Consider the following 22,326-nt stretch of genomic DNA (forward strand, 5'->3'; position numbering starts at 1 on the left):
CCATTGACCAGGCCCAGCAAAAGCTGGCTCAGCATCGCCGGCAATGAAACACCAAATATGTCCATAAGGGGCTCACACAGCAGTGGATCTAGCTAGATGTCGGTCTGGAACTTACTTCCAGAGCGCGCACTTGGACTCGGCCTTGGTGGTCCACACCTTGTCGGCCGGCAGCGTCTGCAGCACCTTCAGATAGTCCCAGGGCTTCTTGGACTCGGCCTGCGACTTCACTTCCACCAGGTACATGTCGTGCGCGTAGCGGCCGTCCGGACGGATCATGCCCTTGCCGTAGAAGTCGTCGAGCGGCTTGCTCTTGAGGTAGGCCATGACCTTGTCGGCGTCGGTGGTCTTCACCGCCTCCACCGCCTTCAGGTAGTTCATCGTGGCGGAGTAGTCGGCCGCGTGGATGTCGGTGGGCATGCGCTTGGTCTTGGCGAAGAACTTCTCGCCGAACTTGCGCGAGGCGTCGTTCATGTCCCAGTACCAGCTCACCGTGTGCAGCAGGCCCTCGGTGTTCTTCAGGCCCAGGCTGTGGATGTCGGTCAGGAACACCAGCAGGCCGGCGGTCTTCATGGTCTTGTTGATGCCGAATTCCTTGGCGGCCTTCACGCTGTTGATGAAGTCGCCGCCGGCGTTCGCCAGGCCCAGCACCTGGGCCTTGGAGTTCTGCGCCTGCAGCAGGAAGGACGAGAAGTCGGAGGCGTTGAGTGGGTGCTTGACCGTGCCCACCACCGAGCCGCCGGTGGCCTTGACCACGGCCGCCGTGTCGTTCTCCAGCGAATGGCCGAAGGCATAGTCCGCGGTCAGGAAGAACCAGCTCTTGCCGCCGCGGCCCACTACGGCGCCGCCGGTGCCCTTGGCCAGCGCCACGGTGTCATAGGCATAGTGCACGGTGTAGGGGCTGCACTGCTCGTTGGTCAGCGCCGACGAGCCCGCGCCGCTGTCGAAGAACACGCGCTTCTTCTCCTGCGCGATCTTGGCCATGGCCAGCGCGGTGCCCGAGTTGGTGCCGCCGAACAGCATGGTGACGCCCTGGGTGTCCACCCACTCGCGCGCCTTGGAGGCCGCGATGTCCGCCTTGTTCTGGTGGTCGGCCGAGACCAGTTCGATCGGCTGGCCCAGTACCTTGCCACCGAAATCATCGATCGCCATCTGGATGGCGATGGCGCCGTTCTTGCCCTCGACGTCGGCGTACAGGCTCGACATATCGGTGATGAAGCCGATCTTCACCTTCTCCTGCGCCTGCGCGGCGGCAGCAGACAGGGCCATCAGGCAGGCGGCCTGGGCCAACAACTTCATTTGTACTTTCATGTCCAGCTCTCCATGGTTCACTGAAAAAAATCCACCCGCGCGGTCAGACGCCGAGCAGGGTATTGAGCAAAGGCATCTTGGCCTCCAGCTCGGATGCGCCGAACTGCTCCACGATCTGGCCGTGCTCCATCACGTACAGCCGGTCGGCCAGCGGCGCCGCAAAGCGGAAGTTCTGCTCCACCATCACGATGGTGTAGCCCTTCTGGCGCAGGCTCACGATCATGCGCGCCAGCGCCTGCACGATCACCGGCGCCAGACCTTCCGAGATCTCGTCGAGCAAGAGCAGCTTGGCGCCGGTGCGCAGGATGCGCGCCACCGCCAGCATCTGCTGCTCGCCGCCCGACAGGCGCGTTCCCTGGCTCTGGCGGCGCTCGGCGAGGTTGGGGAACATGGCGTAGATCTCGTCCACCGACATGCCGTCGGTGCCGGTCTTGAGCGCCGGCGGCAGCATCAGGTTCTCTTCGCACGAGAGGCTGGCGAAGATGCCGCGCTCTTCGGGGCAGTAGCCCACGCCCAGGTGGGCGATGCGGTGCGTGGGCATCTGGATGGTTTCCACGCCGTTGATCTTGATCGAGCCCTTGCGCGCGCCGGTCAGCCCCATCACGGCACGCATGGTCGAGGTGCGCCCGGCGCCGTTGCGGCCCAGCAGGGTCACCACCTCGCCGGGCATCACGCGCATCTGCACGCCGTGCAGCACGTGCGATTCGCCATACCAGGCCTGCAGGTCGTTGATCTCGAGCGCGGGAGTCGTTGCGTTGTTCATGCTCAGTGGGCCCCTTGCAGTTGGCCGTCGGTCGTGCCCATATAGGCTTCCATCACCTGCGGGTTCTGCGACACCGTCTGGTAGTCGCCTTCCGCCAGGATGGCGCCGCGCTGCAGCACCGTGATGCGGTCGGCGATGGTGGAGATCACCTTCATGTTGTGCTCCACCATCAGGATGGTGCGGCCCGCCGACACCTTCTTGATGAGCTGGGTGACACGGTCCACGTCCTCGTGGCCCATGCCCTGCGTGGGCTCGTCGAGCAGCATCAGCTCGGGCTCCATGCCCAGCGTGGTGGCGATCTCCAGCGCCCGCTTCTGGCCATAGGGCAGGTTGACGGTCACCTCGTCGGCCATGTGCGCGAGGCCCACCTCTTCGAGCAGCGCCCGGGCGCGCTCGTTGAGCTGGTTCAGCGACTGTTCGCTGCGCCAGAAATGGAAGGCCGTGCCCAGGCCACGCTGCAGACCCACGCGCACGTTCTCCAGCAGCGTGAGGTGCGGGAAGACCGCCGAGATCTGGAACGAGCGGATCACCCCGCGCCGCGCGATCTGCGCGGGCTGCTCGTTGGTGATGTCGATGCCGTTGAAGCGGATGACGCCCTTGGTCGGCGTCAGGAACTTGGTCAGCAGGTTGAAGCAGGTGGTCTTGCCGGCGCCATTGGGGCCGATGAGCGCATGGATGGAGCCGCGCGCCACCGAGAGGTTGACGTTGCTCACCGCCGTGAACCCCCGGAACTCCTTGGTCAGGTCGGTGGTCTGAAGAATGACATCACTCATGGGCATTGCACCATTAACAGGTTCCAAGAAAAAATTCGGCGTGGCCCGCAAGCAGACTACGCCGTTTTTCAGATGCGCCAATGCTATGAATTTCTGCACGGCCGTCCACTAGGGAAACTCTTTAGGTGAGCTTTCTTAGTCGTTTACCCTCCTGAATGTTTTGCTCCTATTTTTGAGAACACTGGGAATCAGGAGTGGCTGGAGACCTCGCCCAGATCGCGCGCGCCGCCGCGCGTGTCGCCAGTCTCACGGCGCAGGCGCTCCTCCAGCTGGCCGATGTAGGCGGCATTGCTGTTGTCCGATTCCTGGGCGCGCTGCACGACGCGGGCTTCCAGCGCATCCATTCGCGCCATCACCGCCGATTGCCGCTCGGCATGCTGGCGCTCCAGCAGCTGGCGCAGCTCGGTGAAGCGCGAGGCCTCGGCCTTGTCGGCCAGCTCGCGCTGGGCCTGCATTTCCTTGTTGTGGCGGCGGGCCTCGAGCAGCACCGAGCCCTGCAGCGACAGCACATAGGCGATGAACAGCACGCACAGCAGGACCGTGAGCCCCAGCATCAGCACGCCCAGCGGCGCCTCGACCGTGGTGAAGCCCATGTTGACGGAGGAATGCGCCGCCAGCACCGGCCAGTTCAGCGCCGCGAGGCCGGCAATCGCCACGGCAATGATGAGTAGGACTATGGTTCGCATGGAAGCTCCTGACGGCTGTAAATGAGGTTTACCTTACCACGCAGCGCCGCGCACCCCGCGTGCCGGTAGCAGGTCCAGATTGCATCGAAATGAAAAAGCCGGAGCAAGCTCCGGCTTTTCGTGGCGCACCTGCCGCGCGGACTGGGATCAGTTGGTCTCCGCCAACTGATCCAGGATTGCGGGGTTTTCCAGGGTGCTCGTATCCTGCGTGATCGCCTCACCCTTGGCGATGGAGCGCAGCAGACGGCGCATGATCTTGCCGCTGCGGGTCTTGGGCAGGTTGTCGCCGAAGCGGATGTCCTTGGGCTTGGCGATGGGGCCGATTTCCTTGGCCACCCAGTCGCGCAGTTCCTTGGCGATCTGCTTGGCTTCCTCGCCGGTGGGGCGCGGGCGCTTGAGCACCACGAAGGCGCAGATGGCCTCGCCGGTCATGTCGTCGGGGCGGCCCACGACGGCGGCCTCGGCCACGAGGTCGGTCTTGGACACCAGGGCCGACTCGATCTCCATCGTGCCCATGCGGTGGCCCGAGACGTTGAGCACGTCGTCGATGCGGCCGGTGATGCGGAAGTAACCCGTCTTTGCATCGCGCACCGCGCCGTCGCCGGCCAGGTAGATGCTGCCGCCCATTTCCTCGGGGAAGTAGGCTTTCTTGAAGCGCTCGGGGTCGTTCCAGATGGTGCGGATCATCGAGGGCCAGGGCCGCAGGATGACCAGCATGCCGCCCGATCCGTTCGGCAGCTCCTTGCCGGTCTCGTCGACGATGGCGGCGGCAATGCCCGGCAGCGGCAGCGTGCACGAGCCCGGCACCAGCGGCGTCGCGCCCGGCAGCGGGGTGATGACGTGGCCGCCGTTCTCGGTCTGCCAGAAGGTGTCCACGATGGGGCAGCGCTCGCCGCCTATATTGCGGTAGTACCACATCCAGGCTTCGGGGTTGATCGGCTCGCCCACCGAGCCCAGCAGCCGCAGGCTGGACAGGTCCCAGTTCTTCGGGTGCACCTTCGCGTCGGAATCGGCCGCCTTGATCAGCGAGCGGATAGCCGTGGGCGCGGTGTAGAAGATGCTGACCTTATGGCGCTCGATCATCTGCCAGAAGCGGCCCGCGTCCGGGTAGGTGGGCACGCCCTCGAACACCACCTGCGTGGCGCCGGCGGCGAGCGGCCCGTAGGCGATGTAGGTGTGGCCGGTGATCCAGCCGATGTCGGCCGTGCACCAGAACACGTCCTCGGGGCGGATGTCGAAGGTCCACTCCATGGTCATCTTGGCCCACAGGATGTAGCCGCCGGTGGCGTGCTGCACGCCCTTGGGCTTGCCGGTGGAGCCGCTGGTGTAGAGGATGAACAGCGGGTGCTCGGCGTTCACGGCCACCGGCGCGCACTCGCTGCCCTGCCCGGCCAGCGCCTCGGCAAAGCTCAGGTCGCGGCCGGCCACCTTGTTGTAGGTCGTGGCGGTGCGTTCGTAGACCAGCACCTTCTTGACCGTGTCGCAGCCGCCCATGTCCAGCGCCTCGTCGACGATGGCCTTCAGCGGCAGCTCCTTGCCGCCGCGCATCTGGTAGTTGGCGGTGATGATGAGGCTGGCGCCGGCGTCGATCACGCGCTCGTTCACCGCCTTGGCCGAGAAGCCGCCGAACACCACGCTGTGCGTGGCGCCGATGCGTGCGCAGGCCTGCATGGCGACGATGCCCTCGACGGTCATCGGCATGTAGATCAGCACGCGGTCGCCCTTTTGCACGCCCTGGGCCTTCAGCGCATTGGCGAACTGCGAGACGCGGGCCAGCAGTTCCTTGTAGCTGACCTTGGTGACCGTGCCGTCATCGGCCTCGAAGATGATCGCGGTCTTGTTCTCGACCGGCGTGCCCATGTGCCGGTCCAGGCAGTTGGCGCTGGCGTTCAGCTCGCCGTCGTCGAACCACTTGAAGAACGGCGGGTTCGACTCGTCGAGCACGCGGGTGAAGGGCTTGGTCCACTGCACATGTTCACGGGCGCGGCTGGCCCAGAAGCCCTCGAAATCCTTCTCGGCCTCGGCCCGCAGCGCCTCGTAGCCCGCCATGCCCGAGACGCGGGCCGCGCGCACGGTGGCCTCGGACGGAGGGAAAACACGGTTCTCCACCAGCACGGACTCGATGGCGGATGAGGAAGCATTGCTCATAAAAACGGTCTCCTTTGCGCGTCATTGTGAAACGAAATCCGGGCAACTTTGGCTTGCCGCACTTACATGCGACTGACATACCTGCCGGAAAAATTCGAACACAGGGCCGCGGCCGCCCGAATGGGTTGAAACCCGCACCCCATTGCGCCTCTTTTCCCTCTGAAACACAGAATTCCTTACCACATATGGAAAAACCTGTGTTTTGACATTATCAATATCAATTAATAGACTAGTAAAGTGTTTTACAACCTGCGTTGCAGGTAATTTGTGCGCTCCGCGCGTGCAGATTGTCTCCGTCGGGTCTTCGGCCACGCCGAAGTCCGTCAGTTCATAGGCCGGCCACCGGCCCTGATGCCCCGGCGCGGCGGACTTCTTACAGTCCCCGCCGCGCTCGCGTGATCGGAAGTCCTCCCTACCGGACCTCTTCCGATGCGCACGAGAGACCCCGTCGATCATGCCCGGCTTTGGCTGGCGCGCATGGCACGGGTTAGATATTGGTCACATGTGTTTCCCGCCCTCGCGACGAGGGCGGTTGCCTGGGCGTCTTCCATCGGCGCCGTGATTGGATGTATTGGGCGTCAGGGTCAATGGCGGCACGGCTTCACGCCGGGCCGCGCGACTGCGCGCTCCCGGAACAACCAACCATCGAGGGAGCAAACCATGGCCAAATCCATCGCCATCGAGCACGTATTCAAGGTGTTCGGTGATTCCCCCCAAGCCGCGCTCGATCTGGTGCGCCGGGGCGCCAGCAAGCAAGAGGTGCTGGAGCAGACCGGGCAGTCGATAGGCGTGTTCGACGCCGATTTCCGCATCGAGGCCGGCGAGATCTTCGTCGTCATGGGCCTGTCGGGCTCGGGCAAGTCCACGCTGGTGCGCATGCTGAACCTGCTGATCGAGCCCACGGCCGGCCAGATCGTGGTCGACGGCCAGGACATCAGCCAGTTGAGCGACCGCGAGCTGCGCGCGCTGCGCCGCAAGGACATCTCCATGGTGTTCCAGTCGTTCGCGCTGATGCCGCACATGACGGTGCTGGACAACACCGCCTTCGGGCTGGAGCTGGCCGGCATTGACCGCGCCGAGCGCCAGGCCGCCGCCGCGCAGGCGCTGGAGCAGGTCGGCCTGGGCGGCTGGGGCGCGAGCTACCCGGACGAGCTCTCGGGCGGCATGCAGCAGCGCGTGGGCCTGGCCCGGGCGCTGGCGTCCGATCCGTCCATCCTGCTGATGGACGAGGCCTTCTCGGCGCTGGACCCGATCATCCGCACCGAGATGCAGTCGGAATTGCTCCGGCTGCAGGAGGTCAAGCGCCGCACCATCGTCTTCATCTCGCACGACCTGGACGAGGCCATGCGCATCGGCGACCGCATCGCCATCATGAAGGACGGCCAGGTGGTGCAGGTGGGCACGCCCGACGACATCCTGCGCAATCCGGCCAACGACTATGTGCGCAACTTCATCCGCGGCGTGGACGCGGCCGCCGTCTTCAAGGCCGGCGACATCGCCCGCCGCGCGCTCACCGTGGTGAGCGAAAGCCGCGAACGCGGCTGCCGCCCGGCGCTGCGCATGCTGGAGGACGCCGACCGCGACTTCGCCTACGTGCTCTCGCCGCGCAAGCAGTACCTGGGCACGGTGTCGGCCGATTCGCTGCGCACCGCGCTGCAGGACCACGTCGGGCCGCTGGGGCTGCAGCACGCCTACCTGCCGCAGGTGGAGCCCATCGCCGCCGACACACAGGTGGCCAACCTGTTCGGCCAGGTGGCGCAGGCCCCCTGCCCCGTGCCGGTGCTGCACGGCGACGGCCGTTTCGCCGGTGTGATCAGCAAGAACACCTTGCTGCGCTTCCTGGACCGCGACACCCCGCCGGTGCCGCCTTCCAGCCCTGCCACCCCTGAATCCCGGAGCGCCGCATGAACGAATTGAACGAACTGCAAGACACCACTACCAACCCCGCCGCCCCTGCCACGCCCGCCGATCCCGGCCCGGCCGCCCAAGACCAGGCCGCCATCGACGACCCCTGGGCCGCGTCCACCGCGCCGTCCGACGGCAGCAGCGACTGGCTGGGCAGCGGCGCCGATGGCGCAGGCAATACGGCCGATGCCGTCCAGCAGGCCGCGGGCGCCGTGCCCGACGGGGGCTTCCATATCCAGCAGCTGTGGAACGGCACGCTGCCGATTGAAGACTGGATCAACCACGGCCTGCAGTGGATGGTGGCGCATTTCCGGCCGCTGTTCCAGACCGTGCGCGCGCCGATTGACGGCACGCTCTCGGGGGTGGAGCACCTGCTCACCGCCGCGCCGGTGCTGGCCATCGTCGCCATCTTCGGCCTGCTCGCCTGGCAGTTCGCCGGCGGCGCGATGGCCATTGGGGCCGTCATATCGCTGCTGGCCGTGGCCATGCTGGGCATCTGGAACGAAGCCATGGTCACGCTGTCGCTGGTGCTGACCTCGCTGGTCTTCTGCATCGCCATCGGCCTGCCGCTGGGCATCCTGCTCGCTTCGAGCGACCGCGCCCAGCGCTGGTTCCGCCCCTTCCTTGACGCGATGCAGACCACGCCCGCCTTCGTCTACCTGGTGCCGGTGGTGATGCTGTTCGGCATCGGCAACGTGCCCGGCGTGATCGTGACCATCATCTTCGCGCTGCCGCCGCTGGTTCGATTGACGAACCTCGGCATCCGCCAGGTGCGGCCCGACCTGATCGAGGCCGGCCGCGCCTACGGCGCCTCGCCGATGCAGATGCTGTTCAAGGTGCAACTGCCGCTGGCCATGCCGTCCATCATGGCCGGCATCAACCAGGCGCTGATGCTGTCGCTGTCGATGGTGGTGATCGCCTCGATGATCGCCGTGGGCGGCCTGGGCCAGATGGTGCTGCGCGGCATCGGCCGCCTGGACATGGGCCTGGCCACCGTGGGCGGCATCGGCATCGTGCTGCTGGCCATCATGCTCGACCGCATCACGCAGGCGCTGGGCCAGTCCCGCCGCGGCGTGCGCCACTGGTGGCAGACCGGCCCCGCCGGTCTGGCCGCGAAGCTGCTGCAGCGCCGCCCGGCCGCGGCGGCGAGCGAGGCCGGCGAGGCAGCCCCCGCGCTGCGCACCGCCACGCACTGATATTCAAAAACCATAGCTACCAGCGCTTGCTGCATGAGCGCTGGAGCCCGATTTCATTGTAAACCCCAGCCAAGGAGCCCTATGACCAAGAATTTCTCTCCCCTGCTCGCCGGCAGCCTGCTCGCCCTCGGCATGGCCGCCGCCCAGGCGCAAGCACAAACACCAGATTTGCCCGGCAAGGGCGTCAGCGTGCAGCCGCTCCAGAGCTCGATCGCCGAGGAAACCTTCCAGACCCTGCTGGTCAGCCGCGCGCTGGCCAAGCTGGGCTATGACGTGAAGCCCATCAAGGAAGTGGAATACGCCACCGCCCACGTGGCGATCGCCAATGGCGACGCGACCTTCATGGCCGACCACTGGGACCCGCTGCACGCCGACTTCTACAAGAACGCCGGCGGCGACGCCAAGCTCTACCGCCAGGGCGAGTACTCGAACAACGCGGCCCAGGGCTACCTGATCGACAAGAAGACCGCCGACCAGTACAAGATCACCAACATCGAGCAGCTCAAGGACCCGAAGATCGCCAAGATCTTCGACACCGACGGCGACGGCAAGGCCGACCTCACCGGCTGCACGCCGGGCTGGGGCTGCGAAGCCGCGATCGAGTTCCAGCTCAGCGCCTACAAGCTGCGCGACACCGTGACCCACGTGCAGGGCAGCTATGCCGCGCTGATGGCCGACACCATCACCCGCTACAAGGCGGGCAAGCCCATCCTCTACTACACCTGGACGCCGTTCTGGGTCAGCGCCGAGCTGCGCCCCGGCAAGGACGTGGTCTGGCTGCAGGTGCCCTTCACCGCGCTGCCCGGCGACCAGTCCAAGATGAAGACCGCGCTGCCCGACGGCCGCAACTACGGCTTCCCGCTGAACACGCAGAAGATCGTCGCCAACAAGGCCTTCACCGACAAGAACCCCGCCGCGGCCAAGCTGTTCGAGGTGATGCGGCTGCCGGTCGGCGACATCAACGCCGAGAACCTGGCCATGAAGAACGGTCAGAACAAGCCGGCCGACATCGAGCGCCACACCGACGCCTGGATCAAGGCGCACCAGAAGACCTTCGATGGCTGGATCGCGCAGGCGCAGGCCGCCGGCAAGTAAGCCTTCCCCGACAACGGCGCCATCGTGCGCCGTTTTTTTCTTTGAGACAAGGAGATCTATCGCGTGACTCTGAGCACCCCCACCACCCGCATCCGCCTGGCCGCGCTGGCCCTGGCCGCAGGCCTGAGCCTCGGCGCCGCGGCCCAGCCGCAGCAGCTGCCCGGCAGCGGCGTCGCCGTGCAGCCGCTGATGGGCACCGTGGACGAAGAAGCCTTCCAGACCCTGATCGTCTCGCGCGCGCTGCAGAAGCTGGGCTACGACGTGAAGCCGCCCAAGAACCTGGAGAACGGCACCCAGCACATCGTCATCGCCAATGGCGACGCCACCTTCACCGCCACGCACTGGCTGCCGCTGCACCAGGGCTTCTACGACGCCAACGGTGGCGCCAAGGCCTACTACCGCGAAGGCACGTTCTCGCGCAACGCGGCGCAGGGCTACCTGATCGACAAGAAGACCGCCGACGAGCACCACATCACCAGCCTTGAGCAGCTCAAGGACCCGAAGATCGCCAAGCTCTTCGACACCGACGGCGACGGCAAGGCCGACCTCACCGGCTGCAACCCCGGCTGGGGCTGCGAGCTGGCCATCAACCGGCACCTGAAACTGCTCGGCCTGGAGGGCCGCATCCACCACGTGCAGGGCAACTACGCCGCGCTGATCGCCGACACCATCGCGCGCCAGAAGGCCGGCAAGCCCGTGCTGTACTACGTGTGGACGCCCTACTGGGTCAGCGGCGTGCTGCGCCCGGGCAAGGAAGTGACCTGGCTGGAAGTGCCCAACGTGCCGCACGCCACCGGCAACGACGACACCCGGCTGGCCAACGGCAAGAACTACGGCTTCAAGCCCAACAACCAGTACATCTTGGCGAACAAGGCCTGGGCCGATGCCAACCCGGCGGCGGCGAAGCTGTTCGCCGTGATGCAGGTGCCGGTGGCCGACATCACCGCGCAGAACCTGCGCATGCAGAACGGCGAGAACAAGCAGGCCGACATCGATCGCCACGTCGATGCCTGGATCCAGGCGCACCAGAAGACCTTCGACGGCTGGGTCGAGCAGGCGCTGGCGGCGGCCAAGCCATAGGCCCGGCTACACCACTGCAGGAACGCGCCCGGCGCGTTCTTTTTTGGTATTTTTGGCCTCAAACGCTTATGGATAAAGCGCCAACAGCAATCAATTCGATAGCAAACCAATCTGCTGCGCAAAGGCATTGAGCGGCGCACTCCACATGCGGCCGCCGTAGTTCAGCAGCTGGTGGCCGTCATGCCCCTCCACCGGCCCGGTCTGGACCAGGCGGGCGTCGCTGCCGCCCGCCTGGAAGGCCGCGTGCCATTGCCGCGGCACCTCGGCGCCCCAGTACTGGTCATTCTCGGCATACAGCCACAGGCTGGGCTCCCGGGCCTGCCGGCCGTACAAGGCGTAGGTCTGCGTCAGGTTCTCGGGCATGCAGCTCTTGCCGGGCGAGCGCTCGGGGTTGCCGCCGGCACCGCCCGCGAAATTGACGACCCCCACCACGCCCGGCAGATTCAGCGCGCCGGCCGCGACCGTCGCCAAGCCACCCACCGACTGGCCCTCCAGCAGGATGCGGTCCTTGCGCACCCAGGGCTGCTGCTGCGCCCACTGGTAGGTGGCCACCACGGTGTCGCGCGCATGCTCGGCCGTGCGGGTGTAGTCGGGGTTGCTGCGGCACTGGTCGCCGTCCCAGCGGGTGAACGAATCCTCGCGGTCGCTGCCTCCCGTTTCGCCATAGCCTGGCCGCACCGGCGCAACCACGGCCACGCCCCGCTTCAACCAGTAGTTGGCATGTCCGACCAGCACCGGGTTGCGCAGCTTGGCCCGGTCCAGCCGGTTCGGAGCGCGGCCATGCGAGAAGATGACCAGCGGAAACGGCCCATCGCCCGCCGGCTTGTACAGATGCGCCACCACCTCGGTGGGCTCGCCGCCGATCTGCAGCGCCAGCTTGACCACCTCGGGCGGCACCCGCGGCTCGTCCGCCGCCCGCGAGGCTGCTGCCAGGGCCAAGCCTGCCACCAGTCCCATGCCCATCCGCAACCACCTCGACCACATACGCATGCTTCACTCCTTGGGCGCGGCACCATGCCTGCGCCCAAAGTGTAACCATACGATTCCGCCACGCCCATGAAAAAAGAGCCAGCCCGGACAGGCTAGCTCTTCGCGCTCGCAGCTGGGCTGCTTATGCCGCCGGGGCGCTGGTGCGGATCAGGTGGTCGAAGGCGCTGAGCGCGGCCTTGGCGCCATCGCCCGCGGCGATCACGATCTGCTTGTAGGGCGTATCAGTGCAATCGCCCGCGGCGAACACGCCGGGCACGTTGGTGCGGCCGTGCGAATCGACCTTGACCTCGCCGAATGGCGTAAGTTGAACCACGCCCTTGAGCCACGGCGTGTTGGGCAGCAGGCCGATCTGCACGAAGATGCCTTCGAGCGCCACCTGGCGGATCTCGTCGTTGGTGCGGTCCTTGAAGGTCAGGCCCGTCACCTTCTTACCGTCGCCGTTGACCTCGGTGGTCTGCGCGTTGAGGATGATGTCCACGTTCTTCAGGCTGCGCACCTTGCGCTGCAGCACCGCGTCGGCCTTCATCTCGGGGGCGAACTCCAGCAGCGTGACGTGCTCGACCACGCCGGCCAGGTCGATCGCCGCCTCGACGCCGGAGTTGCCGCCGCCGATCACCGCCACGCGCTTGCCCTTGAACAGCGGGCCGTCGCAGTGCGGGCAGTAGGTCACGCCCTTGGTGCGGTACTCGTTCTCGCCGGGCACGTTCATGTTGCGCCAGCGCGCGCCGGTCGACAGGATCACGGTCTTGGCCTTGAGGCTGCCGCCCGAGGCGGTCTTGATCTCGATCAGCCCGCCCTCGCTCGCGGCCGGCACCAGCTCGGTCGCGGCCTGCAGGTTCATCACGTCCACGTCGTAGTCGGCCACGTGGCGCTCCAGCGCCGCGGCGAACTGCGGGCCTTCGGTCTTCTGCACCGAGATGAAGTTCTCGATGTCCACGGTGTCGAGCACCTGGCCGCCGAAGCGCTCGGCGGCGATGCCGGTGCGGATGCCCTTGCGCGCCGCATACACGGCCGCCGCCGCGCCGGCGGGGCCGCCGCCGACGATCAGCACGTCAAAGGCTTCCTTGGCGCTGAGCTTGGCGGCCTCGCGGGCGCCGGCATTGGTGTCGAGCTTGCCGACGATCTCGGCCAGCGCCATGCGCCCCTGGCCGAAATGCTGGCCGTTCAGGAACACCATGGGCACGGCCATCACCTCGCGCTCCTCCACTTCCTGCGGGAACAGGCCGCCGTCGATGGCGGTGTGGGTGATGCGCGGGTTCAGCACGCTCATCAGGTTCAGCGCCTGCACCACGTCGGGGCAGTTGTGGCACGAGAGCGAGTAGTAGGTCTCGAAGTGGTAGTCGCCGTCGAGGCTCTTGATCTGCTCGAGCAGCTCGGCCGATTCCTTGGACGGATGGCCGCCCACCTGCAGCAGCGCCAGCACCAGCGAGGTGAATTCATGGCCCAGCGGCACGCCGGCAAAGCGCAGGCCGGTGTCGGCGCCGGGGTTGGTGATCAGGAACGAGGGCTTGCGCACGGGCAGCTCGTCGTTCTCGACCACGGTGATCTTGTCGCTGAGTTCGCGGATCTCGTTCAGCAGTTCGCGCACTTCCTGCGATTTCTCGCCGGCATCCAGGGTGGCCACCAGCTCGACTGGTCGGGTCAGTCGCTCCAGGTAGGCTTTCAGCTGGGCTTTGAGGTTGTTGTCGAGCATGGTGGTTCCTTTCAATTCTGGGCAAAAGAAAGCCCGGGCGCCGTCGGCACCCGGGCGTCTTCAGTTCATGTCAAATGGGATGCGGAGGGCTTAGATCTTGCCGACCAGGTCCAGCGAAGGAGCCAGGGTCTTCTCGCCTTCCTTCCACTTGGCCGGGCACACTTCACCGGGGTGGGCGGCGGTGTACTGGGCAGCCTTCAGCTTGCGCAGGGTTTCCGACACGTCGCGGGCGATCTCGTTGGAATGGATTTCCATGGTCTTGATCACGCCATCGGGGTTGATCACGAAGGTGCCGCGCAGTGCCAGGCCTTCTTCGGGGATGTGCACGCCGAAGGCGTTGGTCAGCTGGTGCGTCGGGTCGCCCACCAGCGGGAACTGGGCCTTGCCCACGGCGTCGGAGGTCTCGTGCCACACCTTGTGCGAGAAGTGCGTGTCGGTGGTGACGATGTACACCTCGGCGCCGGCCTTCTGGAAGGCAGCGTAGTTGTTGGCAGCGTCTTCGATCTCGGTCGGGCAGTTGAAGGTGAAGGCTGCCGGCATGAAGATCACCACGGACCACTTGCCCTTGAGGTCGGCTTCGGTCACTTCGATGAACTCGCCCTTGGCGCCCTTGCCGCCGTTGCGGGCGACGAAAGCGGTGGTCTTGAAGGGTTGGACTTGCGTGTTGATCAGGGACATTGCTCTTTCCTCTGGTTGATGAAAAACATTCGATGGAGAGAAGTGTAGAGGATGGATATCAATTAATGAAGTAAATTGATTTAATGATATTGATATTCAATAACTATCCATCATCACCCTTCCCTTCGTACCTTAGCATGTAATGGCGACGCCTTTGTTTGCAAGCACGGGGAGAATGCGCCCTCCCGCCGTGGGCATTGCAACGATATTGAGAACCATTCGTATTTGTATATAAAATAACAAACCAGCCAGCGCCACCGATCCAGCGTCAGCCAGCCCCCTCCCCCTGCCGACTGGAATTCCCATGCACTGCCGCTGTCCCCTTCCACTGCCCGCGCCCCGGCTGCCGCGCGAGGCCCAGCCATGAAAACCGCCCGGGTCGACGGACGCTACCGAGCCGCCATTGCCTCGCGGGCGCTGGCGGCGGCACTGGGCGGCTATGCGCTGGCCGCCGCCGCCACCGCGGCGCTGACCCTGCTGCTCGCGCAGAGCCTGCCGCGCGTGGAGGCCGTGGTCTGGTCCACGATGCTGGCCTGGCTGCTGTATGCCATGGCCGCCGGCTGGGCCTTCTGGGCGCGCAGCGCCTGGTCGGCCTGGAGCGGCATCGCCCTGCCCGCCGCGGTGCTGGCCCTCACCACGCTGGCGCCGCGCTGGCTGGAGGCCGGGCTGTGAAGGCCGCCGCGCAGGCGCCCCGCGAGGGTTTTCGCCAGGCCATGTCCTGGCTGCACACCTGGTCGGGCCTGGTGCTGGGCTGGCTGCTGTTCGCCATCTTCCTGACCGGTACGCTCTCGTACTTCAAGACCGAATTCAGCCTCTGGCTGCAGCCCGAGCTGCACGGCCTGCCGCCGGCCGGCCCGGACGTGGCGCAGCGCGCGCAGCAGGCCCTGCACCGCGAGGCGCCCGGCGTCAACCAATGGATCATGCGCCTGCCCGACGAGCGCCAGCCCTGGGTCTCGGTGCTGTGGCGCGACCAGGCCAACGGCCGCTTCCAGACCCTGCGCATGGACCCGGTCACCGGCCAGGCCCTGCACCCGCGCGAGACCATGGGCGGCGAGTTCTTCTACCGCTTCCACTTCGAGCTGCGCACCGCCAAGAACGGCCGCTGGGCCATCCAGGGCCGCTGGATCGTCGGCGTGGCCACCATGCTGATGTTCATTGCACTGCTCACCGGCGTGGTCACGCACCGGCGCATCTTCAAGGACTTCTTCACCTTTCGCCCCACCAAGGGCGGGCAGCGCGCCTGGCTCGACGCGCACAACGTCTCCGGCGTGCTGGCGCTGCCGTTCTATTTGATGATCACCTTCAGCGGCCTGATGATCTTCCACACGCTCTACCTGCCCGCGGGCATCGCCGCCGCCTATCCCGGCCCCCAGGGTGCGGACACGCAGGCCTACTTCGCCGACCTGGTGGGCGACCCGGCCAACCGCCCGCGCCGCCGCGGCGTCGCCGATGCCACGCCCCCTCTGCCGCTGATCGGACTGAGCCCCATCCTCGAAGCCGCCCGCACCGAGTGGCAGGGCGGGCGCATCGCCAGCCTGCAAGCCCGCCGCGACGGCGACACCGTGGTGCTGGAGGTCTCCCGGCACGACGGCGACCGCCTGCAGTACCGCCCCGCGCACCTGCGCTTCGACGGCACAAGCGGCGCGCGCCTGGCCCTGGCCGATGTGCAAAGCCCCGCGGTGCGCACCTACGGCGTGCTCTACGGCTTGCACCTGGCACGCTTTGCCGGCCCCGGCCTGCGCTGGGCGCTATTCGGCTTCGGCGTGCTGGGCAGCCTGATGATCGCCACCGGCCTGGTGCTGTGGGTGGTCAAGCGCCGCGCGCAATCGCAGCGCAAGGGCGCCGCCGCGCCGCCCTCGCGCGGCGAGCGGCTGGTGGAGACGCTGAACCTCGCGGCGCTGGCCGGCCTGCCACTGGCCATCGCCATCTACCTCGCGGCCAACCGGCTGCTGCCCACGGGCATGGCGGCACGCGCCGATACCGAGCTGCAATGCTTCTTCGCCGCCTGGGGCCTGGCCCTGGCCGCCGCCGCGCTGCTGCCCGACCGTCGCGGCTGGACGCTGCTGCTGGCGCTGGCCGGCGCGGTGTTCGCGGCGCTGCCGGTGCTCAACGCCCTGACCACCAACGCGCACCTGGGCGTCACGCTGCCCGCGGGCGACTGGGCCTGGGCCGGCATGGACCTGTCCTTCCTGGCCGCCGCGGCGCTGCTGGGTGCTCTGGCCTGGCGCCTGCGCCCCGGCCGCGCCGCGCGGCCCCAGGCGCGGCCCGCCGCGGCCCGTGCCATGGCGCCGAGCCATCCCAAGGAGGCCTGACCCCCATGTTCGAGCTGCTGCTTTGTTTTGCCGGCTGGTCCGGCATGGCGCTGGGCCTGGACCGGCACCACGAGGACGCCTGGGCCCGCGCCGGCAGCGCCCGGCGCCTGCGCCTGCTGCGCCGCGCCGGCGCCGCGCTGCTGGTGCTGTCGCTGCTGCTCGCCATCGGCCGGCCCGGCGCATCGACGGTGCCGTTCAGCCTGGCCTGGTGGTTCACCGCCTGGTCGCTGGCCGCGCTGGCCGCCACGGCCGCCGCCACCTGGCAGCCGCGCCGCCTGCCGCTGCTGGGTCTGCTGGCGCTGGCCGCGGCGCTGGCGCTCTGGCCCCGGCCGTAGTCCATGGCATTTTGGCGACAGGTAGAAATATTAAATGATAATAATTCTCATTAATTAACTTAAAATAGCCGTCTGTTCGCCAGCGATCGCGGCCCCTGCCGCAGCCAGCCACCCATCGTTCATCCACCACGACCCGGGGGCTTTCGGCGTGCCATTCCCTTCTTCCCTTGCGGCGCAGCCTGCCTGCGTGCGCCTCCCTTCCCTCGCCGCCGGCGCACTCGCGGCCCTGGCCCTGCAGGCCGCCCATGCCCAGACCGACAGCGTGACGCTGCCCGAGGTGCAGGTCTCGGCCGACGCCGAAGGCCAGTCCACCGAGGGCACCGGCCTGTACACGGCACGCGAGATCAGCGCCGGCAAGCTGGTGCAGTCGCCGCGCGAGACGCCGCAGTCGCTCAGCGTCATCACGCGCCAGCAGCTCGACGAGCGCAACATCACCAAGCTGGAGGACGCGGCCAAGTTCACCACGGGCGTGACCGTCTCGCGCTTCGACGGCGCCGGCAACTACAACACCATCCAGTCGCGCGGCTTCGACATCGGCGCCATCCAGTACGACGGCATGGCGTTCCCGCAAGGGGCCAACTTCGCCACCGCGCTGGACACCGCCATCTACGACCGCATCGAGGTGCTGCGCGGCCCCTCGGGCCTGCTGCAGGGCGCCAGCGAGCCCGGCGGCACCATCAACCTGGTGCGCAAGCGCGCGCGCAGCCAGCTCGGCCTGTCGGCCGGCGTTGCGGTGGGCTCGTGGAACCAGCGCCGCGCCGAGGTGGACCTGACCGGCCCGCTCAACGCCAGCGGCAGCCTGCGCGGGCGGCTGGTGCTGGTGAATGACGACCGCCACAGCTACGTGGCCACGCTGCGCAATGACAAGACCGCCGGCTACGGCACGCTGGAGCTGGACATTGCGGCCGGCACCACGCTGTCGGTGGGCCGCACGCAGCAGCGCATCGGCGCCACGGTGGACCAGGGCCTGCCCGGCTACGCCGACGGCCGCCTGATCGACCTGCCGCGCTCCACCTTCGCAGGCCTGGCGCGCAACCGGCAGGACCTGGAGACCACCGACACCTTCGCCGAGCTGGAGCACCGCCTGGACAACGGCGGCCTGCTCAAGCTCGCGGCACGGCAGATGCAGCGCGACGGCTACTACAGCTCGGCGCGCGCCAACGGCTCCGCCGACGCCAATGGCGACTACACGATGGAGACGGTGGATTTCCTGCAGGACAACGCCAACCGCAACGTGGACCTGTACCTCGCCACGCCCGTGCAGCTGCTGGGCCGCAGCCACCGCCTGCTGCTGGGCGCGAGCCACAGCCGCACCCGCAGCCTGGACGGCAACTACGCCTATGGCCCCACGTTCACGGCCAACATCTTCCGCCCCGACTACTACCTGCCCTACCCCACGATCACGCTGCCCGGCTACAACGCCCGCACCGTGCGCACCGAGCAGGCGCTCTACGGCCAGGCGCAGATGAGCCTGACCGACCGCGCCCGGCTGCTGCTGGGCGGGCGCCTGTCGTGGGCGCAGGTCGAGACCGAGCGCCTGAGCGACGGCCAGACCATCTCCAAGGCCGATCCGGGCCGCCAGTTCATCCCCTCGGTCGCCGCGCTGTACGACCTGAGCGCGAACACCACGGCCTATGTCAGCTACGCCGAGACCTTCGTGGTGCAGTCGGCGCTGAACGCCGCCGGCCGGCTGCTGCCCCCGCGCACCGGCAAGCAGCTGGAGCTGGGCGCCAAGGGCGAATTCCTGCACAAGCGCCTGCAGGCCAGCGCCGCGCTGTTCCGCATCCTCGACGAGAACCGCGCCATCGCCGACCCCGGCGTGCCCACCGCTTCCATCCCGGGCGGCAAGGTGCGCGCCCAGGGCTTCGAGGTGGAAGTGAGCGGCCAGCCCCGCCCCGGCTGGGACCTGGTGGCGGGCTACGCCTACACCGCCACCAAGTACCTCGAGGCGCCCGTGGCGCAGCAGGGCCAGGTGTTCAGCCCCGTCACGCCGCGCCACAGCGTGAATCTGTTCTCGCGCTATGCCTTCCGTACGCCGGCGCTGCAGGGCTGGAGCGTGGGCGGCGGCCTGTCGTACCGCAGCGAGTTCTTCGCGCAAAGCGGCGCGATGCGCCTGGTGTCGGGCAACTACACGCTGGCCAGCGCCCAGGTGGCCTACCAGGTCAACGACCACGTCACGGTCAGCCTCAACGTCGAGAACCTGTTCGACAAGCACTACTACGAGAAGGTCTCGGCCCCCGGCCGGCAGAACTTCTACGGCGCGCCGCGCAGCGCGGTGCTGGCGCTCAAGGCCCGGTACTGATCCGGGATCACCGCCCTGTTTTGAATCAAATCGGATTGCAGCTCAATACCCATGAGCGCAAGCAGCTCTCTTTTCAATAGCAACCAAGGAAACACCATGCGCCACACCCTCCTCGCCGCCCTGCTGCTGACAGCCACCACGGCCCAGGCCCACCAGGTCTGGCTCGAAAACGCCGGCGGCCAGGCCCGCCTGCACTTCGGCGAGTTCAACGACAACCTGCGCGAGTCCTCGCCCGGCGCGCTGGACAAGTTCAGCGGCGTGCCCACGCTGCAGCAGCGCAGCGCCGCGGGCACCCAGGCGCTGCAGGGCAAGCTCGGCGCCAATGCCTTCAGCTACGCCACCCAGGCCGATGCGCAGACCCTGTTCGCCAGCGCCGGCTACCCACTGATCGACCGCAGCAAGCGCAGCCTGCCCGCGCTGCTGTGGGTGCCCGCCGCGCGCTGGGTGGCCAGCGCCGCCCAGGCCGTGGAGCCCAACGCCCAGGCGCTGGACCTGGTGCCCACCGGCAAGCCGGGCCAGTTCAAGGTCACCTTCCGCGGCGTGCCGCTGGCCAAGGCCGAGGTGCAGATGGCCGCGCCCTCGGGCTGGACGCGCCAGGCCCACAGCGACGCCGACGGCACCGTCAGCTTCGCCCTGCCGTGGCAAGGCCAGTACGTGGCCGAGGTCAAGCACAGCGACAAGAACGCCGGCGAGGCCCAGGGCCAGGCCTATGGCGAGGCCAGCTACGTGACCACGCTGAGCTTCGTGCAGGCCGACGGCATGGCCTCGCCCGCGCTGCCCGCGCCGCCGGCCGGCCACTGAGCCGCCCGCTCCACTTCAAGCCAAATCAGCCTCCAGCGCTTGCACAGCAAGCGCTGATAGCTACTTAATCAATAGCACAATGCTCTTTCCCCTCCTGCCCCGCAGCACCATCGCCCATGCCGCCCTGCTGGCGCTGTGCGGCGCCGCCCAGGCCCAGAACGCCGGCACTCCGGCGGTGGCCGAAGCCACGCTCGCCCCCGTCACCGTGAACGCCGATGCCCACGCCGAGAACCCCCACGGCCCGGTGATCGGCTTCACCGCCCGGCGCGCCACCTCGGCCACCAAGACCGACACGCCGCTGATCGAGACGCCGCAGGCCATCAGCGTCGTCACCCGCGACCAGATGGAGGCCCAAGGCGTGCAGACGCTGCGCCAGACCACGGCCTACACGGCCGGCGTGGTGTCGAACTACTTCGACAGCCGCGTCGACAGCTTCTCCGCGCGCGGCGGCACCGTCAGCCAGTACCAGGACGGGCTGCTGCGCAGCTACGGCACCTACAACACCTCGCGGCCCGACCCGTACACGCTGGAGCGCGTCGAGTTCCTGCGCGGCCCCTCGTCGGTGCTGTACGGCCAGGGCAGCGTGGGCGGGGTGCTCAACCTCACCAGCAAGCGCCCGCAGGCCGAGCCGCTGCGCGAGGTGCAGTTCCAGCTCGGCAGCCACGGACGCAAGCAGCTCGCGGCCGACCTGAGCGGCCCGCTGACGCAGGACGGCCAGTGGCTCTACCGCCTGGTGGCCGTGGGCCGCGACAGCAACACCCAGGTCGACCACGTGAACGACGACCGCCGGGTGTTCATGCCCTCGCTCACCTGGAAGCCCGGCGCCGACACCTCGCTCACGCTGCAGGCGCTCTACCAGAAGGACCTGAGCGGCTCGCTGATCGGCTTCTTCCCGTGGCAGGGCACGCGCCTGGCCAGCCCCTATGGGCAGATCCCCACCAGCACCTTCATCGGCGAGCCGGGCTGGGACGCCTACGACACCGAGAACCGTTCCTGGGGCTACCTCTTCAGCCACAGGCTCAACGCCGACTGGACGCTGCGCCAGAACCTGCGCCGCACCGTCAGCAGCGTGGACTACCGCACCATCTACACCAGCTTCACCGCCAACCCCGCGCTGGGCCGCCCGGCGCGCCCGGTCTTCAACGCAGACAACCGCACCGTGTTGCGCGACGCGGTCTGGCAGCTCAATGGCGGCCGCATGCTGCTGGTGGACACCCAGCTCGAAGGCCGCATCCACGCGGCTGGCGCCGAGCACACCCTGCTCGCCGGCCTGGACCTGCAGCGCAACCAGACCAGCCAGTCGAGCTGGCGCGCGGTGGCGCCCGCCATCGATGTCTACCAGCCCGTGTACGGCAACTTCACGCCGCCCACCGCCGCGCAGCTGAGCCGCCTGCCCGACGTGGAGCAGCGCCAGCTCGGCTTCTACGCGCAGGACCAGATCAAGTGGGGCCGCTGGACCGCCACGCTCGGCCTGCGCCACGACCGCGCCAAGACCGACACCGAGGGCCGGCCCGCCGCCGCCGCGGACGACAGCGCCTGGACCAAGCGCGCCGGCGTGACCTACCAGCTGGACGGCGGCTGGGCGCCCTATGCGGGCTACTCGGAATCCTTCCAGCCGCTGGGCGGCGTGGACGTGTACGGCACCCCCTTCAAACCCCAGCGCGGCCAGCAGTGGGAGGCCGGCGTCAAGTGGCAGCCGCCGGGCCGCGGCATCTCGGCCTTCGCGGCCGTCTACACGCTGCGCGAGAAGAACCGCAAGACCAACGACCCGGCCAACCCGCTCAACAGCCTGCAGCTTGGCGAAGTGAAGGTCAACGGCTTCGAGACCGAACTCACCGCCAGCCTGGCCCGCCACTGGGACGCCACGCTGGCCTATGCCTACACCGATGCGGTCATCTCGCGCAGCAACGCCGGCGACCAGGGCCAGCGCGTGGCCGGCGTGCCGCGCCACACCGCATCGGCCTGGCTCACGCACCGCTTCGCCAGCGCCGGCCGCGGCGGCTGGAGCATTGGCGCCGGCCTGCGCTACACCGGCTCGCAGTGGAGCGGCTCGCCGCTGATCGACACGCCGGCCTCCACCTTGCTCGACGCGATGGCGGCCTACGACGCGGGCGACTGGCGCCTGGCCTTCAACGTGGCCAACCTCGCCGACAAGGTGCAGATCACCCAGTGCCTGTCGCGCGGCGACTGCTTCTACGGCCAGCGCCGCACCTTCTCGATGACGGGCACCTACCGCTTCTGAACAGCGGTGTCCAACCAAC

At 67.7% G+C, this 22,326-nt stretch carries 18 protein-coding genes; 10 read left to right on the forward strand and 8 right to left on the reverse strand.

Going from position 1 to position 22,326, the window contains the following annotated elements; all coding sequences use genetic code 11:
• Positions 1 to 111: 111 nt before the first annotated feature.
• The 5 genes from ACYVKR_RS06940 to acs all read right to left on the reverse strand — a co-directional run bounded on the left by ACYVKR_RS06940 (position 112) and on the right by acs (position 5,678).
• Positions 112 to 1,296: an ABC transporter substrate-binding protein gene (locus tag ACYVKR_RS06940; RefSeq protein WP_460480118.1), complete on the reverse strand. Its 1,185-nt coding sequence runs from the start codon at positions 1,294 to 1,296 to the stop codon at positions 112 to 114.
• 55 nt (positions 1,297 to 1,351) lie between these two features.
• Positions 1,352 to 2,071, reverse strand: coding sequence for an ABC transporter ATP-binding protein (locus ACYVKR_RS06945; RefSeq protein WP_460480087.1), 720 nt, complete (start codon positions 2,069 to 2,071; stop codon positions 1,352 to 1,354).
• A 2-nt stretch (positions 2,072 to 2,073) separates the two neighbouring features.
• Positions 2,074 to 2,844, reverse strand: a complete 771-nt coding sequence (locus ACYVKR_RS06950; RefSeq protein WP_460480088.1) for an ABC transporter ATP-binding protein — start codon at positions 2,842 to 2,844, stop codon at positions 2,074 to 2,076.
• A 188-nt stretch (positions 2,845 to 3,032) separates the two neighbouring features.
• The gene (locus ACYVKR_RS06955) at positions 3,033 to 3,530 is read right to left on the reverse strand and encodes a LapA family protein (RefSeq protein WP_460480089.1); all 498 of its coding nucleotides are present in this window, start codon (positions 3,528 to 3,530) and stop codon (positions 3,033 to 3,035) included.
• A gap of 147 nt (positions 3,531 to 3,677) precedes the next feature.
• Complete coding sequence (acs, locus tag ACYVKR_RS06960; protein WP_460480090.1) at positions 3,678 to 5,678, reverse strand: acetate--CoA ligase; 2,001 nt, start codon at positions 5,676 to 5,678, stop codon at positions 3,678 to 3,680.
• A 660-nt stretch (positions 5,679 to 6,338) separates the two neighbouring features.
• Here acs and proV point away from each other — a divergent pair.
• The 4 genes from proV (at position 6,339) to proX (ACYVKR_RS06980) (ending at position 10,954) form a co-directional block, all read left to right on the forward strand.
• Complete coding sequence (gene proV, locus ACYVKR_RS06965; protein ID WP_460480091.1) at positions 6,339 to 7,586, forward strand: quaternary amine ABC transporter ATP-binding protein; 1,248 nt, start codon at positions 6,339 to 6,341, stop codon at positions 7,584 to 7,586.
• Positions 7,583 to 8,779, forward strand: coding sequence for an ABC transporter permease (gene proW / locus ACYVKR_RS06970; protein WP_460480092.1), 1,197 nt, complete (start codon positions 7,583 to 7,585; stop codon positions 8,777 to 8,779). Before proV ends, proW begins: the two co-directional genes overlap by 4 nt.
• Positions 8,780 to 8,911: 132 nt before the next feature.
• Positions 8,912 to 9,874, forward strand: a complete 963-nt coding sequence (gene proX / locus ACYVKR_RS06975) for a glycine betaine/L-proline ABC transporter substrate-binding protein ProX (protein ID WP_460480119.1) — start codon at positions 8,912 to 8,914, stop codon at positions 9,872 to 9,874.
• A gap of 63 nt (positions 9,875 to 9,937) precedes the next feature.
• Positions 9,938 to 10,954 carry a glycine betaine ABC transporter substrate-binding protein gene (gene proX, locus ACYVKR_RS06980; RefSeq protein WP_460480093.1) on the forward strand — a complete coding sequence of 339 codons (1,017 nt, stop codon included), beginning with the start codon at positions 9,938 to 9,940 and terminating at the stop codon, positions 10,952 to 10,954.
• A gap of 90 nt (positions 10,955 to 11,044) precedes the next feature.
• Here proX (ACYVKR_RS06980) and ACYVKR_RS06985 read toward each other — a convergent pair whose 3' ends face one another.
• From ACYVKR_RS06985 to ahpC, 3 genes are all read right to left on the reverse strand, one after another.
• A complete protein-coding gene (locus tag ACYVKR_RS06985) occupies positions 11,045 to 11,911 on the reverse strand; it encodes a dienelactone hydrolase family protein (protein ID WP_460480094.1) in 867 nt (288 codons plus the stop codon).
• Positions 11,912 to 12,065: 154 nt separating this feature from the next.
• Positions 12,066 to 13,637: an alkyl hydroperoxide reductase subunit F gene (ahpF, locus tag ACYVKR_RS06990; RefSeq protein WP_460480095.1), complete on the reverse strand. Its 1,572-nt coding sequence runs from the start codon at positions 13,635 to 13,637 to the stop codon at positions 12,066 to 12,068.
• Positions 13,638 to 13,727: 90 nt separating this feature from the next.
• Positions 13,728 to 14,315 carry an alkyl hydroperoxide reductase subunit C gene (ahpC, locus tag ACYVKR_RS06995; RefSeq protein WP_460480096.1) on the reverse strand — a complete coding sequence of 196 codons (588 nt, stop codon included), beginning with the start codon at positions 14,313 to 14,315 and terminating at the stop codon, positions 13,728 to 13,730.
• A 363-nt stretch (positions 14,316 to 14,678) separates the two neighbouring features.
• Between ahpC and ACYVKR_RS07000 the strand changes: the two genes are divergently transcribed.
• From ACYVKR_RS07000 to ACYVKR_RS07025, 6 genes are all read left to right on the forward strand, one after another.
• The gene (locus ACYVKR_RS07000; RefSeq protein WP_460480097.1) at positions 14,679 to 14,987 is read left to right on the forward strand and encodes a DUF3649 domain-containing protein; all 309 of its coding nucleotides are present in this window, start codon (positions 14,679 to 14,681) and stop codon (positions 14,985 to 14,987) included.
• A 41-nt stretch (positions 14,988 to 15,028) separates the two neighbouring features.
• A complete protein-coding gene (locus ACYVKR_RS07005; protein WP_460480120.1) occupies positions 15,029 to 16,627 on the forward strand; it encodes a PepSY-associated TM helix domain-containing protein in 1,599 nt (532 codons plus the stop codon).
• A gap of 5 nt (positions 16,628 to 16,632) precedes the next feature.
• The gene (locus ACYVKR_RS07010) at positions 16,633 to 16,962 is read left to right on the forward strand and encodes a DUF3325 family protein (protein WP_460480098.1); all 330 of its coding nucleotides are present in this window, start codon (positions 16,633 to 16,635) and stop codon (positions 16,960 to 16,962) included.
• Between the two features lie 187 nt (positions 16,963 to 17,149).
• Positions 17,150 to 19,264, forward strand: coding sequence for a TonB-dependent siderophore receptor (locus tag ACYVKR_RS07015; RefSeq protein ID WP_460480099.1), 2,115 nt, complete (start codon positions 17,150 to 17,152; stop codon positions 19,262 to 19,264).
• Positions 19,265 to 19,360: 96 nt separating this feature from the next.
• Positions 19,361 to 20,065, forward strand: a complete 705-nt coding sequence (locus ACYVKR_RS07020) for a DUF4198 domain-containing protein (protein WP_460480100.1) — start codon at positions 19,361 to 19,363, stop codon at positions 20,063 to 20,065.
• 79 nt (positions 20,066 to 20,144) lie between these two features.
• Positions 20,145 to 22,307 carry a TonB-dependent siderophore receptor gene (locus tag ACYVKR_RS07025; RefSeq protein WP_460480101.1) on the forward strand — a complete coding sequence of 721 codons (2,163 nt, stop codon included), beginning with the start codon at positions 20,145 to 20,147 and terminating at the stop codon, positions 22,305 to 22,307.
• The last annotated feature ends 19 nt before the right edge of the window (positions 22,308 to 22,326 follow it).

It is taken from the genome of Comamonas humi, from assembly GCF_054782535.1.

Excerpts from the sequence above, each read along its gene's own strand:
- ACYVKR_RS06940 (WP_460480118.1), bottom strand. The coding sequence starts at position 1,296 with ATGAAGTTGTTGGCCCAGGCCGCCTGCCTGATGGCCCTGTCTGCTGCC.
- ACYVKR_RS06945 (WP_460480087.1), bottom strand. The coding sequence starts at position 2,071 with ATGAACAACGCAACGACTCCCGCGCTCGAGATCAACGACCTGCAGGCC.
- ACYVKR_RS06950 (WP_460480088.1), bottom strand. The coding sequence starts at position 2,844 with ATGAGTGATGTCATTCTTCAGACCACCGACCTGACCAAGGAGTTCCGG.
- ACYVKR_RS06955 (WP_460480089.1), bottom strand. The coding sequence starts at position 3,530 with ATGCGAACCATAGTCCTACTCATCATTGCCGTGGCGATTGCCGGCCTC.
- acs (WP_460480090.1), bottom strand. The coding sequence starts at position 5,678 with ATGAGCAATGCTTCCTCATCCGCCATCGAGTCCGTGCTGGTGGAGAAC.
- proV (WP_460480091.1), top strand. The coding sequence starts at position 6,339 with ATGGCCAAATCCATCGCCATCGAGCACGTATTCAAGGTGTTCGGTGAT.
- proW (WP_460480092.1), top strand. The coding sequence starts at position 7,583 with ATGAACGAATTGAACGAACTGCAAGACACCACTACCAACCCCGCCGCC.
- proX (WP_460480119.1), top strand. The coding sequence starts at position 8,912 with ATGGCCGCCGCCCAGGCGCAAGCACAAACACCAGATTTGCCCGGCAAG.
- ACYVKR_RS06985 (WP_460480094.1), bottom strand. The coding sequence starts at position 11,911 with ATGGGACTGGTGGCAGGCTTGGCCCTGGCAGCAGCCTCGCGGGCGGCG.
- ahpF (WP_460480095.1), bottom strand. The coding sequence starts at position 13,637 with ATGCTCGACAACAACCTCAAAGCCCAGCTGAAAGCCTACCTGGAGCGA.
- ahpC (WP_460480096.1), bottom strand. The coding sequence starts at position 14,315 with ATGTCCCTGATCAACACGCAAGTCCAACCCTTCAAGACCACCGCTTTC.
- ACYVKR_RS07000 (WP_460480097.1), top strand. The coding sequence starts at position 14,679 with ATGAAAACCGCCCGGGTCGACGGACGCTACCGAGCCGCCATTGCCTCG.
- ACYVKR_RS07005 (WP_460480120.1), top strand. The coding sequence starts at position 15,029 with ATGTCCTGGCTGCACACCTGGTCGGGCCTGGTGCTGGGCTGGCTGCTG.
- ACYVKR_RS07010 (WP_460480098.1), top strand. The coding sequence starts at position 16,633 with ATGTTCGAGCTGCTGCTTTGTTTTGCCGGCTGGTCCGGCATGGCGCTG.
- ACYVKR_RS07020 (WP_460480100.1), top strand. The coding sequence starts at position 19,361 with ATGCGCCACACCCTCCTCGCCGCCCTGCTGCTGACAGCCACCACGGCC.
- ACYVKR_RS07025 (WP_460480101.1), top strand. The coding sequence starts at position 20,145 with ATGCTCTTTCCCCTCCTGCCCCGCAGCACCATCGCCCATGCCGCCCTG.